At 72.7% G+C, this 16,943-nt stretch carries 14 protein-coding genes; 10 read left to right on the top strand and 4 right to left on the bottom strand.

Annotated elements, in window-relative coordinates; all coding sequences use genetic code 11:
• Window positions 1-3: 3 nt before the first annotated feature.
• A complete protein-coding gene (gene ligD, locus ABT070_RS16045) occupies window positions 4-1,041 on the bottom strand; it encodes a non-homologous end-joining DNA ligase (RefSeq protein ID WP_351760320.1) in 1,038 nt (345 codons plus the stop codon).
• Between the two features lie 95 nt (window positions 1,042-1,136).
• Between ligD and ABT070_RS16040 the strand changes: the two genes are divergently transcribed.
• Entirely contained in the window at window positions 1,137-2,213 is a 1,077-nt protein-coding gene (locus ABT070_RS16040) for an ATP-dependent DNA ligase (RefSeq protein WP_351760317.1), read from the top strand.
• Between the two features lie 355 nt (window positions 2,214-2,568).
• Here ABT070_RS16040 and ABT070_RS16035 read toward each other — a convergent pair whose 3' ends face one another.
• The gene (locus tag ABT070_RS16035; protein WP_351760314.1) at window positions 2,569-3,759 is read right to left on the bottom strand and encodes a zinc-dependent alcohol dehydrogenase; all 1,191 of its coding nucleotides are present in this window, start codon (window positions 3,757-3,759) and stop codon (window positions 2,569-2,571) included.
• A 445-nt stretch (window positions 3,760-4,204) separates the two neighbouring features.
• Between ABT070_RS16035 and ABT070_RS16030 the strand changes: the two genes are divergently transcribed.
• A complete protein-coding gene (locus ABT070_RS16030; protein ID WP_351760311.1) occupies window positions 4,205-5,191 on the top strand; it encodes a DUF3048 domain-containing protein in 987 nt (328 codons plus the stop codon).
• A 186-nt stretch (window positions 5,192-5,377) separates the two neighbouring features.
• On the opposite strand, the gene ABT070_RS16025 is transcribed toward ABT070_RS16030, so the two are convergent.
• A complete protein-coding gene (locus tag ABT070_RS16025; protein ID WP_351760308.1) occupies window positions 5,378-5,842 on the bottom strand; it encodes a MarR family winged helix-turn-helix transcriptional regulator in 465 nt (154 codons plus the stop codon).
• 212 nt (window positions 5,843-6,054) lie between these two features.
• Between ABT070_RS16025 and ABT070_RS16020 the strand changes: the two genes are divergently transcribed.
• The 7 genes from ABT070_RS16020 to pcaDC are packed head-to-tail and all read left to right on the top strand — an operon-like array spanning window position 6,055 to window position 12,546.
• Window positions 6,055-6,837: a CoA transferase subunit A gene (locus tag ABT070_RS16020; RefSeq protein WP_351760305.1), complete on the top strand. Its 783-nt coding sequence runs from the start codon at window positions 6,055-6,057 to the stop codon at window positions 6,835-6,837.
• The gene (locus ABT070_RS16015; RefSeq protein ID WP_351760302.1) at window positions 6,837-7,484 is read left to right on the top strand and encodes a CoA transferase subunit B; all 648 of its coding nucleotides are present in this window, start codon (window positions 6,837-6,839) and stop codon (window positions 7,482-7,484) included. Before ABT070_RS16020 ends, ABT070_RS16015 begins: the two co-directional genes overlap by 1 nt.
• On the top strand, window positions 7,481-8,695 hold the full coding sequence (locus tag ABT070_RS16010; RefSeq protein ID WP_351760299.1) for a thiolase family protein: 1,215 nt from the start codon (window positions 7,481-7,483) through the stop codon (window positions 8,693-8,695). The genes ABT070_RS16015 and ABT070_RS16010 overlap by 4 nt, the downstream gene beginning before the upstream one ends.
• Before the next feature lie 16 nt (window positions 8,696-8,711).
• Complete coding sequence (gene pcaH, locus ABT070_RS16005) at window positions 8,712-9,485, top strand: protocatechuate 3,4-dioxygenase subunit beta (RefSeq protein ID WP_351760296.1); 774 nt, start codon at window positions 8,712-8,714, stop codon at window positions 9,483-9,485.
• 6 nt (window positions 9,486-9,491) lie between these two features.
• The gene (gene pcaG, locus ABT070_RS16000; protein WP_351760293.1) at window positions 9,492-10,097 is read left to right on the top strand and encodes a protocatechuate 3,4-dioxygenase subunit alpha; all 606 of its coding nucleotides are present in this window, start codon (window positions 9,492-9,494) and stop codon (window positions 10,095-10,097) included.
• A complete protein-coding gene (pcaB, locus tag ABT070_RS15995; RefSeq protein ID WP_351760290.1) occupies window positions 10,094-11,425 on the top strand; it encodes a 3-carboxy-cis,cis-muconate cycloisomerase in 1,332 nt (443 codons plus the stop codon). The genes pcaG and pcaB overlap by 4 nt, the downstream gene beginning before the upstream one ends.
• Window positions 11,422-12,546 carry a bifunctional 3-oxoadipate enol-lactonase/4-carboxymuconolactone decarboxylase PcaDC gene (gene pcaDC / locus ABT070_RS15990; RefSeq protein WP_351760287.1) on the top strand — a complete coding sequence of 375 codons (1,125 nt, stop codon included), beginning with the start codon at window positions 11,422-11,424 and terminating at the stop codon, window positions 12,544-12,546. Before pcaB ends, pcaDC begins: the two co-directional genes overlap by 4 nt.
• A 290-nt stretch (window positions 12,547-12,836) precedes the next feature.
• Here the strand turns inward: pcaDC and ABT070_RS15985 are convergent, their stop codons facing one another.
• A complete protein-coding gene (locus ABT070_RS15985) occupies window positions 12,837-15,551 on the bottom strand; it encodes an ATP-binding protein (RefSeq protein WP_351760284.1) in 2,715 nt (904 codons plus the stop codon).
• A 286-nt stretch (window positions 15,552-15,837) separates the two neighbouring features.
• Here ABT070_RS15985 and ABT070_RS15980 point away from each other — a divergent pair, with 286 nt between their 5' ends.
• The gene (locus ABT070_RS15980; RefSeq protein ID WP_351760282.1) at window positions 15,838-16,878 is read left to right on the top strand and encodes a DUF2510 domain-containing protein; all 1,041 of its coding nucleotides are present in this window, start codon (window positions 15,838-15,840) and stop codon (window positions 16,876-16,878) included.
• The last annotated feature ends 65 nt before the right edge of the window (window positions 16,879-16,943 follow it).

Raw genomic sequence — 16,943 nt, 5'->3', positions numbered from 1 at the left:
GGTCTAGGACGCCCCGGGTCCGCCCGGGGCGTCCTCGTGCCGGGCCCGGCTCGGCTGCACCCGCTTCGGCTCCCCCGGCATCTTCGGGTACTCCGGCGGATACGGCAGGTCGCCCAGGCCGTGGTCGTGTTCGTCGCGGCGGGCGAGTTCGAGAAGGGGCTCCAGGGAGAACGCGTGGTCGTCCATGTCGGCGTGCACATCGCCGAGTTCGGCGAAGCGGGCCGGCATGGTCGCGAGGTCGAAGTCGCCCGGGTGGGCGTCGTCCACCTCCTCCCAGCGCAACGGCGCCGAGACGGGCGCGTGCGGGCGGGGCCGTACGGAGTAGGCGGAGGCGATGGTGCGGTCGCGGGCGGTCTGGTTGTAGTCGAGGAAGATGCGCTCGCCCCGCTCCTCCTTCCACCACTTGATCGTCACCCGCTCCGGCAGCCGCCGTTCCATCTCCCGGCCGACGGCGATGGCGGCGCGCCGGACCTGGGTGAAGGTCCAGCGGGGTTCGATCGGCACGAAGACGTGCAGACCACGGCCGCCGGAGGTCTTGGGCCACCCGCGCAGACCGCCGAACTCCTGCAGTACGGCACGTAGTTCATGGGCGGCGTGGACCGCGTCGTCGTAGTCGGTGCCGGGCTGCGGGTCGAGGTCGATGCGCAGTTCGTCGGGGCGGTCGACGTCGTCGCGGCGCACGGGCCAGGGGTGGAAGGTGAGGGTGCCGTACTGGGCGGCCCACAGGACGGCGGCCTCCTCGGTCGGGCACATCTCGTCGGCGCTGCGTCCGCTGGGGAAGGTGATGTGGGCGGTCGGGATCCAGTCGGGCATGTTCTTCGGCGCCCGCTTCTGGAAGAAGGACTCCCCGGTGACGCCGTCCGGGTAGCGCTCCAGTGTGGTGGGGCGGTTGCGCAGGGCGCGCAGGATGCCGGGCGCGACCGCCTGGTAGTAGCGGGCCAGGTCCAGCTTGGTGAAGCCGCGCTCCGGGAAGAAGACCTTGTCGGGGCTGGACAGCCGTACCGTCCGGCCGGCCACTTCCAGTTCCACCGCATCGCCCATGCGAGCCACGGTAGACACACCTCCGACAGCTCGCATCAGCTCACGGCCCGCTCGCACACCGGGCGGCCCCCGGGATCCTCGCGCAGAATCGGAGCATGGATCTGCCGGTGATGCCGCCCGTGAAGCCGATGCTCGCCAAGTCGGTGGCGGCGATCCCGCCGGACATGCAGTACGAGGCGAAGTGGGACGGTTTCCGGGCGATCGTGTTCCGCGACGGTGCCGAGATCGAACTGGGCAGCCGCACCGGAAAGCCGTTGACCAGGTATTTTCCGGAGCTGGTGGAGGCGTTGCGGGAGCGGGTGCCGCAGCGGTGTGTGCTCGACGGGGAGATCGTGATCGCCCGGGAGGGGCGGCTCGACTTCGACGCCCTCACGGAGCGCATCCACCCGGCCGACTCCCGGGTGCGCACACTCGCCGAACGGACCCCGGCGTCGTTCGTCGCCTTCGACCTGCTGGCGCTCGCCGACCGGTCGCTTCTGGACGTGCCGCTGAGCGACCGGCGCGAGCTGCTCACCGAGGCGCTCGCCGGGGTGACGGCGCCCGTGCACGTGGCGCCGGCGACGACCGACGCGGAGGTGGCGCGGCGGTGGTTCGAGGAGTACGAGGGCGCGGGCCTGGACGGGGTGATCGCCAAGCCGCTCAGCCTGCTCTACCGCCAGGACGAGCGCGCCATGTTCAAGATCAAGCACGAGCGCACCGCGGACGTCGTCGTCGCCGGATACCGCTTCCACAAGAGCGGACCGGTGGTCGGCTCACTGCTGCTGGGCCTGTACGACGACCGGGGCGTCCTCCAGCACGTCGGCGTGTCGGCCGCCTTCGCCATGAAACGCCGGGCGGAGCTGGTCGAGGAGCTGGAGCCGCTGCGCATGGAGGACGCGGCGGGCCACCCGTGGGCGGCCTGGTCGCAGGAGGCCGCGCACGAGACGGCACGGCTGCCCGGGGCTCCGAGCCGCTGGTCGGGCAAGAAGGATCTGTCCTGGGTGCCATTGATGCCCGAGCGGGTGGTCGAGGTGGCGTACGACCACATGGAGAACGGGGCGCGCTTCCGGCACACCGCCCGCTTCCGCCGCTGGCGCCCCGACCGCACCCCGGAGAGCTGCACGTACGCGCAACTGGAGGAACCGGTGCGCTACGACCTGTCGGAGATCCTCGGGGCGCCGCCCGCAACGTGATCCACAAGCGGTTGCGCAATGACGGCTGAGATCCACAAGCGGTTGCGCAACGGCCGCCGAGATCCACAGCAGAGGTCGCGCAGAGAACCGGATCCACAAGCGGTTGCAGACCGGTTTCAGGCGCAACCCGATTCACAACCGGTTTCGCGCTCGCCTTCGCTTCGCAAGCGGTTCCCCGCTCGCCTTCGCTTCGCAAGCGGTTCCCCGCTCGCCTCTGCTTCGCAACCGGTTTCCTGTGCGCCTTTGCTTCGCAAGCGGTTTCCCGCTGACCTCTGCTTCACAAGCGGTTTCCCGCTCACCCCGTCCGCCCCGTTCACCCCGTACGCCCCCGCTCACCCCTGATCCGTAACCGGTTTCACGGCGTCATCAGGACCTTCACCGCGCCGTCCTGCTTGCGCTGGAACATCTCGTAGGCGTGCGGGGCGTCCGACAGCGGTACGCGGTGGGTGGCGAAGTCGTCGACGCCGAGCGGGTCCTCATCGGTGAGGTACGGGAGGATGTCGTCGATCCAGCGGCGCACGTTGGCCTGCCCCATGCGGATCTGGAGCTGCTTGTCGAACATGGTGAGCATCGGCAGCGGGTCGGCCATGCCACCGTAGACGCCGACGAGGGAGAGGGTGCCGCCACGGCGCACCAGCTCGATGGCGGTGTGCAGGGCGGCGAGCCGGTCGATGCTGAAGCGTTCCGCGAGCGGGCCGCTCAGTTTCCGCGGCAGCATGGCGGAGGCGTTCTGGATCATGCGGGCGGCGGCGCTGCCGTGCGCCTCGGTGCCGACGGCGTCGATGACGGCGTCCGGGCCGCGGCCGTCGGTCTCGTCGCGGATCGCGGCGACGAGTTCCTTCTCGCTGTCGAAGCTGCGCAGGTCGTACGTCTCCACGCCCCGCGCCCTGGCCCGGCGCAGTCGGTCGCCGACCAGGTCCACGCCGAACACCCGGCTCGCGCCGCGCACCTGGGCGACGCGGCAGGCCATGTCGCCGATGGGCCCGAGCCCGAGCACCGCGACGGTGCCGCCCTCGGGAATGTCGGCGTAGGCGACCGCCTGCCAGGCGGTGGGCAGGACGTCGGAGAGGTACACGAACCGGTCGTCGGGCGGTCCCTGGGGCACCTTGACGGGGCCGAACTGGGCCTGCGGTACCCGCAGATACTCGGCCTGGGCGCCGGGCACCGCCCCGTACAGGCGGGTGTAGCCGAACAGGGCCGCGCCCATGCCCTCGGCGGTGACCTGGGTCGTCTCGCACTGGGTGGGCAGCGAGTTCAGGCACATCCAGCAGTTGCCGCAGGCGATCTGGAAGGGCACCACGACCCGGTCGCCGGCCTTGAGGTCGGGCACCGCGGCGCCGACCTCCTCGACGATGCCCATGGGCTCGTGGCCGAGGATGTCGCCCGGGGTCATGAACGGGGTGAGCACCTCGTACAGGTGCAGGTCGGAGCCGCACAGGCCGCTGGACGTGATGCGGATGACGGCATCCGTCGGTTCCTGGATCGTCGGGTCGGGCACCGTGTCCACGCGTATGTCCCGCTTGCCCTGCCAGGTCACTGCCTTCATCGCGCCGCGCTCCCTCCGCCGACCGGCCCGTCCCGGCTGGTCCGGGGGTACCGGCTGCCGCCCGGGTACCCGACCGCCCGACCCCGAACCGCGACCCCGAACCGCGACGCCCACCGCTCGTGGCCCACCGCCGTCACAGTCCCCACGATCCCCACAGCTCGTACAAGCCCCACCACCCCGACGACCCGCACAGCCCCACCGCCCCACAGCCCCTCGACCCCTATGACCCCACCGCCCCACAACCCCTCGACCTCTATGACCCCACAGCCCGCACAGCCCGCACAGCCCGCACAGCCCGCACAGCCCGCACAGCCCGCAGCCACGCATAGCCACTCTCGAACGGATGAGCGCACAATCGAGACACGAAACGGGGGTGGCCATGACAGGCACGAGTGGTTCCGGACGTCCGCGGGATCCAGGACGTCCGAGACGCCCGGCGCGCGCGATGCGTGCCGGACCCAACGCGGTGGCCGCGGCGCTGCTGGCCGCCGTACTGGTGATCGTCCTCGCGGCGGGCTGCACGACGACCCGCGAGCCGTCGAGGAACGACGACGGCCGGAGCGCGTCGCAGGCGCCGAGCCCGAGCGGCAGCACCAGCCCTGCGGCCGCCGTCGGCTCCGTGCTCGCCGTGAAGATCGACAACGCTCCCGGCGCCCGGCCGCAGACCGGGCTCGACTCCGCGGACGTCGTCTACGTCGAGCAGGTCGAGGGCGGACTGAGCCGGCTGATGGCCGTGTACGCGACCGAGGTGCCGAAGGCCGTCGGTCCCGTGCGCAGCGCCCGCGAGTCCGATCTGGAGCTGCTGGGCCAGTTCGAGCGGCCGGTGCTGGCGTTCTCCGGGGCGCAGGGCAAGCTGCTGCCGCTGATCGACCGGGCGCCGCTGGAAGCCGTCACGCCCGAGGACGCGGCCGGTGACGGGGCCTACTACCGGGGCGCCGACCGGGCCGCGCCGCACAACCTCTATCTGCGCCCGAGTCGCCTCTTGCCCTCCGCGCCGGGCTCCGCGGCGCTGACCACCGGGTTCCGTTACGGTGCCGCGCCCTCCGGCGGGACGGCGCAGCCCTCGCTCACCGTGCGCTATCCGGCGGCCCGCTTCGCCTTCACCTGGTCCGCGAGCCGGGCGCGCTGGCTGGTCTCGACGGACGGCTCGCCGACGGTGACGACCGACGGTCGGCGGGTGGCCCCGGCCACGGTGGTCGTGCAGTACGTGAAGGTGCGCGCCTCGGGCTTCCACGACTTCCTCGGCAACAACACGCCGTACACCGAGTCGGTCGGCTCGGGAAGGGCGCAGGTGCTGCGCGACGGACGTCGCTACGACGTGAACTGGAAGCGGGCGACGGCGACGGACGGCACGGACTTCACCACCGACGACGGCGCCCCGGTCGCCTTCGCCGAGGGCCAGGTGTGGGTGGTGTTCGCGCAGACACCCTGAAGTCGCGCAGACACCCTGAGGTCCCGCGGGCGCCCAGCGGCCGTGCGGCCCCATCAGCCACCCTGCCGATCAGGCTTCCTGTGGCCGTGCGGCACATCAGGCACCCTGAAGTCGCGCAGGCACCCTGAGGTCGCGCGGGCGCCCTGGGGTCGTGCGGCCCGATCGCGGGCAGGCGTTGCGCCCTGTTCAGGACGGCGCGACCAGGGGCTCCCCCGCGTTGCGCAGCCCCTCCGCCGCGTCGGACACGCGCTGGATGAGCTCCAGGAACAGGGTCTGTTCCGCGGCCGAGAGCGGAGACAGGAAGACCTGGTTCATCCGGGCCGTGCGCACGGTCAGCCTGCGGTGGGTGCGCAGTCCCTCGTCGGTGAGTCCCAGCAGGAAGCGGCGCCCGTCCTGCGGGTCGCGGACCTTGTCGAGGAGCTCCCGGCGGATGAGCCGGCTGATCACCTCGGCGATGGTGGAGCGGTCGAGCCCCACCCGCTCCCCCACCGTGCGCTGATCGAGGCCCGGCTCGGCGACGAGCGCGTTGAGGACCGCGAACTGCGGCGAGGTGATCTCCTCGGAGACCATCGTGTTCCACAGCAGGTAGTGGGCCTGCTGGAGCCGCCGGGCCAGGTGCCCGGGGTGGCTGGTGAGATCCACCGCGGCCATGTGCGCTCCTCAGCGTGTGATTTCGTCGGTGCACTGAACGATACCGCGTGATACTGGCCGAGTCTCGTGCCTGAGTGACCCTTGCCAGACCTCCGGCCTGGGGTCTTGACTGCTCCACTCCGCAGTGGCAGCGTGTGGGAAACCTCGGAGAAATAATCAGTGCCCTGATTAATTGACGGCCGGGGGCGCGCGGAAGAGATGGGGCTTCACGGATGGACAAGGTGGTCGCCACGGCCCTGGAGGCGGTGGCCGACGTGCCGGACGGCGCGTCTGTGGCAGTGGGCGGATTCGGACTGAGCGGCGTGCCGAACGTCCTCATCCAGGCTCTGTACGAGCGGGGCGTCGCCGGACTGTCGGTCGTCTCCAACAACTGCGGCGCGATGGAGTCGGGCCTCGCGGTGCTGCTCGCCGCCGGGCGGATCGCCCGGGTGACCGGTTCCTACATCGGCGCGAACAAGGAGTTCGCCCGCCAGTACCTGTCCGGTGAGCTCGAGGTCGAGATGATCCCGCAGGGCACGCTGGCCGAGCGGCTGCGGGCCGGCGGCGCCGGGATCCCCGCCTTCTACACCCCCGCGGGCGTGGGCACCCAGGTCGCCGACGGCGGACTGCCGTGGCGTTACGACGGCGAGGGCGGCGTCGCCCTGGCCTCGCCGCCGAAGGAGGTCCGGGAGTTCGACGGCGCGGAGTTCGTGCTGGAGCACGGTATCCGCACCGACTTCGCGCTGGTCAGGGCGGCGAAGGGCGACCGGCACGGGAACCTGGTGTTCAACAGGTCGGCCCGCAACTTCAACCCGCTGTCCGCGATGGCAGGACGGATCACGATCGCCGAGGTCGAGGAGCTCGTCGAGCCCGGTGAGATCGACCCGGACGCGGTCCATCTGCCGGGCATCTTCGTGCAGCGCGTGCTCGCGCTGACCCCGGAGCAGGCGGCGGACAAGAGGATCGAGCAGCGGACGGTCTCCGCGCCCGCGGTCGAGGGAACGGTGAGCGAGTGATGGCCTGGACACGTGAGGAGATGGCCGCCCGCGCCGCGCGCGAGCTGCGGGACGGCCAGTACGTCAATCTCGGCATCGGACTGCCGACCCTCATCCCCAACTACCTCCCGGCGGACGTCGAGGTGGTGCTGGAGAGCGAGAACGGCATCCTGGGCACCGGCCCCTATCCCACCGAGGACGCCGTCGACCCGGACCTGATCAACGCCGGCAAGGAGACCGTGACGGTCCTGCCGGGCGCGTCCTTCTTCGACTCGGCGCTGTCCTTCGGCATGATCCGCGGCGGGCACATCGACGTCGCCGTGCTGGGCGCGATGCAGGTGTCCGAGCGCGGCGACCTGGCGAACTGGGCGATCCCCGGCAAGCTGATCACCGGGATCGGCGGGGCGATGGACCTGGTGCACGGCGCCCGTACGGTCATCGTCGTCATGACCCACACCGCCAAGGACGGCAGCCCCAAGATCCTCACGGACTGCGCGTTGCCGCTGACCGGGAAGGCCTGCGTGAACCGGATCATCACCGACCTGGGTGTCCTCGACGTCACCGAGGAGGGTCTGGTGCTGGTGGAGACCGCGCCGGGCGTCACCGCCGAGGAGATCGTGTCGAAGACGGCGGCCACGGTCCGTCTCGCCGAGGAGGTCCGGTCATGAGCAACGGTTCCAGGGCCGTGTACATCGTCGACGCGGTCCGCACCCCGATCGGGCGCTACAACGGCGCTCTGGCCTCGGTGCGCCCGGACGACCTCGCCGCGCACGCCATCCGTGAACTTCTCGCCCGTACACCCGCGTTGGACCCCTCCCGCATCGAGGACGTGTACTTCGGCAACGCCAACGGGGCCGGCGAGGAGAACCGCAACGTCGGCCGCATGGGCGCGCTGCTCGCGGGTCTGCCCACCTCCGTGCCGGGGGTCACCGTCAACCGGCTGTGCGCCTCCGGTCTCGAGGCCGTGATCCAGGCGGCCCGCGCGATCGCGGTGGGCGACGCCTCCATCGCCGTCGCCGGCGGTGTGGAGTCGATGACCCGCGCGCCGTACGTGCTGCCGAAGTCGGACCGGGCGTTCCCCGCCGGGCACAACGAGCTGTACTCGACGACGCTGGGCTGGCGGATGGTCAATCCGCGGATGGACCCGCAGTGGACGATCCCGCTGGGCGAGTCGGCCGAGCTGATCGCCGACAAGCACAAGATCGGCCGCGCGCAGCAGGACGAGTTCGCCCTCGCCAGCCACCGCAAGGCCGCCGCGGCCCAGGAGGCGGGCCTGTTCGACGCCGAGCTCGCGCCGGTGTCGATCCCGCGCCGCAAGGGCGACCCGGTGGTGTTCGGCGCCGACGAGTGCGTACGGGCGGACGCCTCGCTGGAGGCGATGGCGAAGCTCAGGCCCTCGTTCCGGACCGAGGAGGGGACCGTGACCGCGGGCAACGCCTCGCCGCTGAACGACGGCGCCGCGGCGCTGCTGCTGGTGGACGAGGAGGGGCTGGCGGCGACCGGACGTGAGCCGCTCGCCCGGGTCGGTGCCACCGGGGTGTCCGCGATCGACCCCCGGTACTTCGGGCTCGCCCCCGTCGAGGCCGTCAACCGCGCGCTCGCCAAGGCGGGCAAGGGATTCGCCGATCTGTCGGTGCTCGAACTCAACGAGGCCTTCGCGGCCCAGGTGCTCGGCTGTGTGGCCGAGTGGCCCGAGTTCGACCCGGCGGTCCTCAACCCGCAGGGCGGCGCGATCGCCCTCGGTCACCCGCTCGGCGCCTCCGGTGCCCGGCTCGCGGGCACGGTCGCCCATCAGCTCGCCCGTCGGGGCGGCGGCGTCGGGGTCGCCACCCTCTGCATCGGCGTGGGCCAGGGCCTCGCCCTCGTCCTCGAACGTTAAGAACCCAGGAACTCCCATGACTCTCACGCAAGCCGACATCGACCAGGAGATCGCGGCCGAGCACGCCGCGTACGAGAAGCGGCTCGCCGACGGCGCGCCCGTCGAGCACCAGCCGCGCCGCGACTACGCGCCGTACCGCTCCTCCGTCCTGCGCCATCCGAAGCAGCCGCCGGTCGCCATCGACATCGCCAAGGACCCGGAGCTGGTGGAGCTGGCGTCCCCCGCCTTCGGCGAACGGGACATCACCGAGATCGACAACGACCTCACCCGGCAGCACAACGGCGAGCCGATCGGTGAGCGGATCACGGTTTCCGGCCGGTTGCTGGACCGCGACGGGCGTCCGGTCCGCGGTCAGCTGGTCGAGATCTGGCAGGCCAACTCGGCGGGCCGCTACGCCCACCAGCGCGAGCAGCACGACGCCCCGCTGGACCCGAACTTCACGGGTGTCGGCCGCACGCTGTCGGACGACAACGGTTTCTACCGCTTCACCACCGTGCAGCCGGGCCCCTACCCGTGGCGTCAGCACGTCAACGCCTGGCGGCCGGCCCACATCCACTTCTCGCTCTTCGGCACGGCGTTCACCCAGCGGCTGGTGACGCAGATGTACTTCCCTAGCGACCCGCTGTTCCCCTACGACCCGATCATCCAATCGGTGACGGACGACGCGGCCCGGCAACGGCTGGTCGCCACCTACGACCACAGCCTGTCGGTGCCGGAGTTCTCGATGGGCTACCACTGGGACATCGTGCTCGACGGGCCGCACGCCACCTGGATCGAAGAAGGACGCTGACCTGCCATGACGAAGATCGACACGAGCCGTCCGGAGACCGTGCTCCCCACTCCGTCGCACACGGTCGGCCCGTTCTACGGCCACGCCCTGCCGTTCCCCGGCGGCGGTGACATCGCCCCGCTCGGCCACCCGGACGCCATCGCCCTGCAGGGCTATGTGTACGACGGGGAGGGCAACCCGTTGCCGGACGCGTTCGTGGAGCTGTGGGGCGCCGACCCCGAGGGCAACCTGCCGCAGGTGGACGGCTCGATGCGGCGCGACCCGTCGAGCGGCGGTTTCCTCGGCCGCAACGGCGTGGAGTTCACCGGCTGGGGCCGTGTCCAGACGGATGCCAACGGCCACTGGTCCGCGCGGACGCTGCGGCCGGGCGCACGCGGGCACAGCGCCCCGTACCTGAGTGTCTGTGTGTTCGCCCGCGGGCTGCTCGTGCACCTGTTCACCCGGATCTATCTGCCGGACGACGAGGCCGCGCTGACCGCCGACCCGCTGCTGGCACGGGTGGACCCGGCGCGGCGCGACACCCTCATCGCCACGCGGGGCGAGCTGGGGACCTACCGTTTCGACATCCGCCTTCAGGGCGAAGGCGAGACGGTCTTCCTGGAGTTCCAGTGACAACTGCTCACCACGACGCCGGTCTGCTCGCCCCCGGGTGGACCGGCTCCCCCGCCGCGGCCACGACCGGAGACGGCGCCTATCTGCGGGCGCTGCTCGACGCCGAGGCCGCGCTGACCCGCGCCCAGGAGGCGCTGGGGCTGGCCCCGCGGGGCGCCGGAGCGGCGGTCACCTCGGCCGCCGCCGACGGCGGGTTCGACGTGCGCTCGCTCGCCGAACGGGCGCGCGCCGGCGGGAACCCGGTGATCCCGCTGGTAGCCGATCTGACGAAGGCGGTCGGCGAGGAGTACGGCCCGTACGTCCACCGGGGCGCGACCAGCCAGGACATCATGGACACGGCGACGATGCTGGTCGCGGTCCGCACGCTCGATCTCCTGCTCGCCGACCTCGACCGTGTCCAGCGGGCGCTGGCCCGGCTGGCCGCCGAGCACCGCGACACGCCGATGCCGGGCCGGACGCTCACCCAGCACGCCGTGCCGACGACCTTCGGGCTGAAGGCGGCCGGCTGGCGGTCGCTGGTGCTGGACGCGCGGGACCGGGTGACGGCGGTCCGGGACTCGCTGCCCGCCCAACTCGGCGGCGCGGCCGGGACGCTGGCGGCCTTCACGGCGTACGGCGCCCCCGACGCGACCGCTCTGCCGGACGCCTTCGCCGGTGAACTCGGCCTGCGGGCACCGCTGTTGCCGTGGCACACCCTGCGGACGCCGATCGCCGACCTGGCCGGCTGTCTGGCCCTCGCGGCGGGCGCGCTGGGGAAGGTCGCGACGGATGTCCTGACCCTCGCCCGCACCGAGATCGCCGAGGTGGCGGAGGGCAGCGGCGGCGGTTCCTCGGCCATGCCGCACAAGGCCAATCCGGTGCGGTCCACGCTGATCGCGGCCGCCGCCCGGCGCGCCCCGCAGCTCGCGGCCACGCTGTACGGGTCCCTGGCGGCGGAGGACGAGCGGCCGGCCGGGGCGTGGCACGCCGAGTGGGAGCCGCTCAGGGAGCTGCTGCGGCTGACCGGCGGAGCCGCCCGGGACGCGGCCGAGCTGACGGAGGGGCTCCGGGTGGACGCGGACGCGATGCGGGCGCACCTCGGCCTCACCCACGGGCTGATCGTCTCCGAGCGGCTGTCCGCCGCGCTGTCGGCCGTGCTCGGCCGGGCCCGCGCCAAGGAACTGCTCACCGAACTCGCCCGGCGCACCTACGCCGAGGACCGTCCGCTGGCCGAACTCCTGGCCATGGAGCCCGACCTGAAGGACGTCGACCTCGGCGACCTCACCGACCCCGCCCGCTACACCGGCTCCGCCGGGAGCCTCACCGACCGTGCGCTGGAGCGACGTTGACCGAGAAGCTGCTCAACCACCGTGCCGAGGGCCCGACTTCCGCTCCCCCGCTGCTGCTCGGGCCCTCGCTGGGCACCTCGTACGCCCTGTGGGACAAGGTCGCGCCGGAGCTGTCCGCCACGCACCGGGTGGTCCGCTGGGACCTGCCGGGGCACGGGGGTTCGGCGGCAGGCCTGATCGGTGCCGGGGCCACCGTGGCCGACCTCGCCGACCTGGTGCTGGCGCTGGCCGACTCGCTCGGCCTGGAGCGGTTCGCGTACGCGGGGGTGTCCCTGGGAGGCGCGGTGGGTCTGCAGCTGGCGCTGCACCACCCGGAGCGGGTGTCGTCGCTGGCGGTCATCTGTGCGTCGGCCCACTTCAACGGGTCCAAGCCGTGGGAGGAGCGGGCCGCGCTGGTGCGCCGGGAGGGACTGGCGGGGCTCGCCGAGGGCGCGAACGCCCGTTGGTTCACGCCCGGGTTCACCGTGCCGGGGCTGGTGGCCGACCACCGCGACGCCGACCCTGAAGCCTACGCGGCGTGCTGTGACGCGCTGGGCGCGTTCGATCTGCGCGAGCGGCTGCCGGAGATCGCCGTACGGACGCTGCTGATCGCCGGACGCCAGGATCCGGCGACGCCGCCGGCGCATCTGCGGGAGATCGCGGACGCGGTGCCCGGCGCCGCGCTGGTCGAACTCCCGGGCGCCTCGCACCTCGCGCCCGCCGAGTGCCCCGAGGCCGTGCTGACCGTGCTGCGCACCCATCTCGACGGCGAGGCCAAGCGGGGCATGGAGGTGCGCCGGGAGGTGCTCGGGGACGCGCATGTGGACCGGGCGCAGGCCCGGCAGAACGCGTTCACCGCGCGCTACCAGGACTTCATCTCCCGCTATGCCTGGGGCGAGATCTGGACCGACCCGACACTGAGCCGCCGCGAGCGCAGCATGATCACGCTGACCGCGCTGGTGGCGCACGGCCACTACGACGAGCTGGCCATGCATGTGCGGGCGGCCCGGCGCAACGGGCTCACGCCCGAGGAGATCGGCGCCGTCCTGCTCCAGACGGCCGTCTACTGCGGGGTCCCGGCGGCGAACTCGGCGTTCGCGACGGCCCAGCGGGTGCTGGCGGAGGAGGACGGGACCGGCTGAGACGCGGCGCGGGCGCACGAGGCGACCTACGAGACCCTTCAAGGTCCTTCGAGGTCCTTCGAGGTCCTTCGAGAGGTCCATCGGGGTGCTGACCGTCCCGCGCCCGGCGGCCGCCGCGGGTCCGGGCGCGGCTCAGCAGTTCGCCCGGCTCACGCGGCTCACGCTGCTCGCGCTGCTCACGCGGGAGCCGCCGGGTGTCTGACGGCGGGACGCCCTTCACGAGCGGCGACGGGCCGTCGAGGGGGCCGCGGGAGGCCGCCGGTGTCACCTCCACCGGCGGCCTCCCGCGGCTACCGCCGGGTCTGTCCGGGTACCAGGCCCACCTGCGGCGCGCCCATCCCCCGCAGTGCCTGCTGGGCCTGGTCCACCAGGCCGTCCGCTCCGCAGGAACGTGCCAGTGACAGGCCCCGGCCGAGTTCGGACACCGAGCGGGAGAGGATGCCGTACTCGACGCGGGCGGCCGCGTGTTCGTACAGACAGGGCGAGGACTCCAGGAAGGTGACCGCCTGCTGGGCCAGCCGGACCGCGCGCTGGCCGGTCTCCAGGGCGGCGGCGCAGCGCAGGGCCTCCCCGATCGCGGTGTCGGTGCCGAAGCGCTCGGCCTGACGGCGTGCCTCGGAGACGAGCCGGTTCGCCCGGGCCGGATCCTCGGTGGCCAGCGCCCGGGCGAGTTCGACGGCCCAGGGGACCATCACCGGGTTGAGGTGGCCGCGCACGGCGGCCGCCTTCTCGGCCGCCTCCAGCTCGTTGATGCCGTCCTTGACCCGGCCGACGGCCAGCAGCAGCCGGCCGCGCACCGAGCGGGGGTCGGGCAGCACGATCGTCGACGGGTACGGCGGGGCGAAACCGTACTGTTCGGCGGTCTCCCAGGCCTCGGCGACATGGCCGCGGGCCAGCAGGGTGTCGACGAGGTTGCAGGTCGCCGACCAGTACAGGGGCAGGCCGCGGCCGACGCGTTCGGCGACCCGCAGGGATTCCCTGAGGGACTCCTCCGCCTCCTTCAGACGGCCCCGGCGGCGCAGGCCCAGTCCGAGATAGGCGTGGGCCAGGGCGAGGTGGCCGCCGCTCCAGCCGGCGGACGTGTAGGCGCGCAGGGCTTCGTTGAAGAGGGCGTCGGCACGGTCGAGCCGGTCGGTGTAGGCGTAGGAGCTGGCCAGCATCATCAGCAGTTCGATGCCCCACTCCTGGTCGGTCCAGCCGAGCCCGGGGCCGAGGCCGCCGTTGACGAGGGCGCGGTCGCAGAACTCGGCGACCTCCTCGGCGTTCTCGCCGTGGGTCATGGCGTCGAAGCCGCGCAGGATGAGCAGGGCGCGCTCGGCGTTGTCCCGGCCGGTGCAGGTCGCGGCGAGCTCGGCGAGTCTCTCGGAGCGGCGCGGTGTGGTCGTCTCCCCGGCGTGCACGCCCTCCCACATGAACTGCACCGCCTGGAGCCGCAGCCGCGCAGGTCCGGGAGCGTGCCGGGCGGCCTCCGCCTCGACGGTGCGGACGGCCTCCTCCAGCTGGTCGTTGTGCAGGAGGGCCTGGGAGAGGCGGTAGACGGCGTCGACGCGCTCGGTGCCGTCCAGACCCGGCATGGCGAGTGCGGTGCGCAGGTGGTCGATGGTCCTGGCGGGGGCGGTGAGAAGCGTGGCGCAGCCCAGTTCGTAGAGCACGTGCGCGTGGACCTCGAGGGCGGGCGGTTCGTCCAGGGCCCGTTCGAGACAGCGGCGGGCCGCGTCGGGGGCGCCGACCGCGAGGTGCTCGCGGGCGGCCTCGCGCAGCTGCTCGACGAGTTCCTCGTCCCCCTCCGCGTGCACCTGGAGCAGGTGCCGGGAGGCGGCGGCGAGGCCCATGCCGGCCTCGGTGACGACCTGGGCGGCGATGCCGTGCATCGCGGTGCGCAGGCCCCCGGGGATGGAGTCGTAGACGGCGGAGGCGATCAGCGGGTGGACGAACTCCAGGTCGCCGTCGCCCGCGGGGACGGCTCCGGGGACGGGTTCGGTGAGGATGCGGGCGTTGCGCAGCAGCTCGGCGCAGCGCGCCGCGTCGTCCCGGCCGAGTCCGGCGAGCAGGGCCGCCTGGTCGACGGAGATGTCCGCGCCGAGGATCGCGGCGGCCATGGCGAACTTGGTGGCGTCGACGCCCAGTTTCTCCAGGCGGTCGACGAGGCCGCCGCCGCGGGCGGCGCGGTTCAGCGCGCGCAGTTCGCCCGCCGAGGACTCGCTGGCCTCGAGTTCGCTGTCGCGGACCTTGGCGAGGAGTTCGACGGTCTCGTAGGGGTTGCCGTCGGTGACGGCCCACACCTCGCGGCAGAACGCGGCGTCGGCGTGCGGGCCGAGGGTGGCCCGGGTGAGGCCGGCGACCGCGGGCGGCGTCAGGGCGCTGAGGCTGGTGACGGCGGGGCCCGCGGCCAGGCCGATGGCCTCGAGGTGGCGGGCGGCGTCGCCCCGGACCTCGCCGGGCCTGCGGGCCACGACGACCAGGACGGAGAGTTCGTCGAGGCGTTCGACGAAGGCGACGAGCCAGCGCAGGGTCTCCTGGTCGGCCCAGTGCGCGTCGTCGATCAGCAGGACGAGCGGGTAGTCGCGCCTGGCCAGTCTGGTGACCGCGGCGACGAGGCCGTCGCACACGCCCTGCGGGTCGGCGTGGCCCTCGCCGGGTTCCAATATGCCGAGGGCGGGGCCGGCGATGTCGTACCAGTCGCCGAGGTACTCGCGGGCCTCCTCCGGGTGCAGGGACAGCAGTGTGGGCTGAAGCAGCTGCCGTACGACGTTGAAGGGGACGGACCGCAGTGTCTCGCCGCCGCGGGCCGACCAGACCGCGCAGCCGCGGCTCTCGGCGATACGGCGTGTCTCGGCCAACAACGCGGTCTTGCCGAAGCCCGCCTCGCCCCGGAGCACCAGCAGGTGACCCGACGACGACCGGTCGGCGCAGAGTGTCTCCACCGCCTCCGCGATGGCGGCGACTTCCCGCTCGCGCTCCCACAGGAAAGCCGAGGCGGCCGCCGCCGGCCTGACCTCCGTCATCCCGCCACCTCCCCAAGTCGCCCGAACGACGTACCGACGTCGAGCGTAGCCTTCCTCGGGCCCGCGCGGAGGGCGGTCCGGGCAGGTCCCGCCTTCACGGGTGACACGCGACGGTCCGGGACCCCCCGGCGGGCCTGCGGAAGTCGTCCCCTGACGTCAACGGCGAGTGACGGGCACCGAATTGACGTCTAATTCACGCCAGCCGGGCCACGGGAGCCCGCAACGGATTCCAAGAGAGTGCCCTCCCTCTCATCCGGCTTTCACCGACGCCTCATACGGTGGGGGCATGACGCAGGTGACTCCTCCCGGGTGGTATCCCGATCCGGGGCAGACAAGTGACGGTCCCGCCACCGAACGCTGGTGGGACGGCAAGGCATGGACGGACCAGACCCGCGCCGCGGGTTCGGCCGCCGTATGGGGTCCGCCGGCGCAGACCCCGGCGGACGGGTCGTACCCGGCGTATCCCGGATATCCGGGGTATCCCGCGGCGCCGGCGAACACGGGCCGACGGCGCGGGCTGCGGACGGGTATAGCCGTCGCCGCGGCCGTGGCGGTCCTCGCCAGCATCGGGGTCGGCGTGTACGCGCTGGCCAAGGACGACGGCTCCGGCGGCAGCGGCACGGCCCAGGGACCGGGCGGTCAGGGCGGGCCCGGCGGCACGGGCGGCCAGGACGGCAGCGGCGGCCAGGGCGGGCCCTTCGGCGACTCCGGCGGTTCGGGGGGCTCCGGCGGTTCCGGTGGCTCGGGGGGTTCGGGCGGGGCCTCTCCCTCGCCCGGGGAGTCCGAGGCGCCGAAGATCAAGAGCGGTTCGGTGACCGACGCCCTCAACGGGATCAGCCTTCCCATCCCGGACGGCTGGACCGGCCAGGAGCTGAGCGTGGGCGCGCAGCTGACCTCCGACTCCTCCTACAAGTGCCCCGGCGACACGTCCAAGACCTGCACCAAGGGGGGCGTGTACTCGGCGCCCGTCGAGGTGCTGGAGACCAAGGGCGAGACCGCAGAGGCGGTCGCGAAGGCGGACATCTCGGCCAACGCCGAGGAGTCCTACGGCGGCACGACGTACGGCGCGATCACCTCGCACCAGGTGCTCGCCTCCAAGGCGGTGACGGTGGCCGGGCAGAAGGGCTATCTGGTGCGCTGGAAGGCGGTCACGAGCAAGGGCGCGGACGGCTATGTCGAGTCGCTGGCGTTCCCGGCGCCCGCGGACACCAAGCGCCTGGTGGTGCTCCGCTTCGGTGTCGACGCCGACCAGAGCGTGTCGGTCATCGACACGATCACCAAGGGCATCAAGGTGTCGACGGGCGGCGGCAGCGGACAGGACGTCTGACACGGTCGGCCGGGTGGGGCACCCCTCCGCTCAAGGGGGCCCCACCCGGCCGGGTGGTGCGCGCC

Source organism: Streptomyces sp. NPDC002884 (assembly GCF_040295245.1).
Classification (GTDB): Bacteria; Actinomycetota; Actinomycetes; order Streptomycetales; family Streptomycetaceae; genus Streptomyces.
The sequence above is the reverse complement of the archived record's forward strand: the minus strand, read 5'-3'. Positions and strand labels throughout refer to the sequence as shown.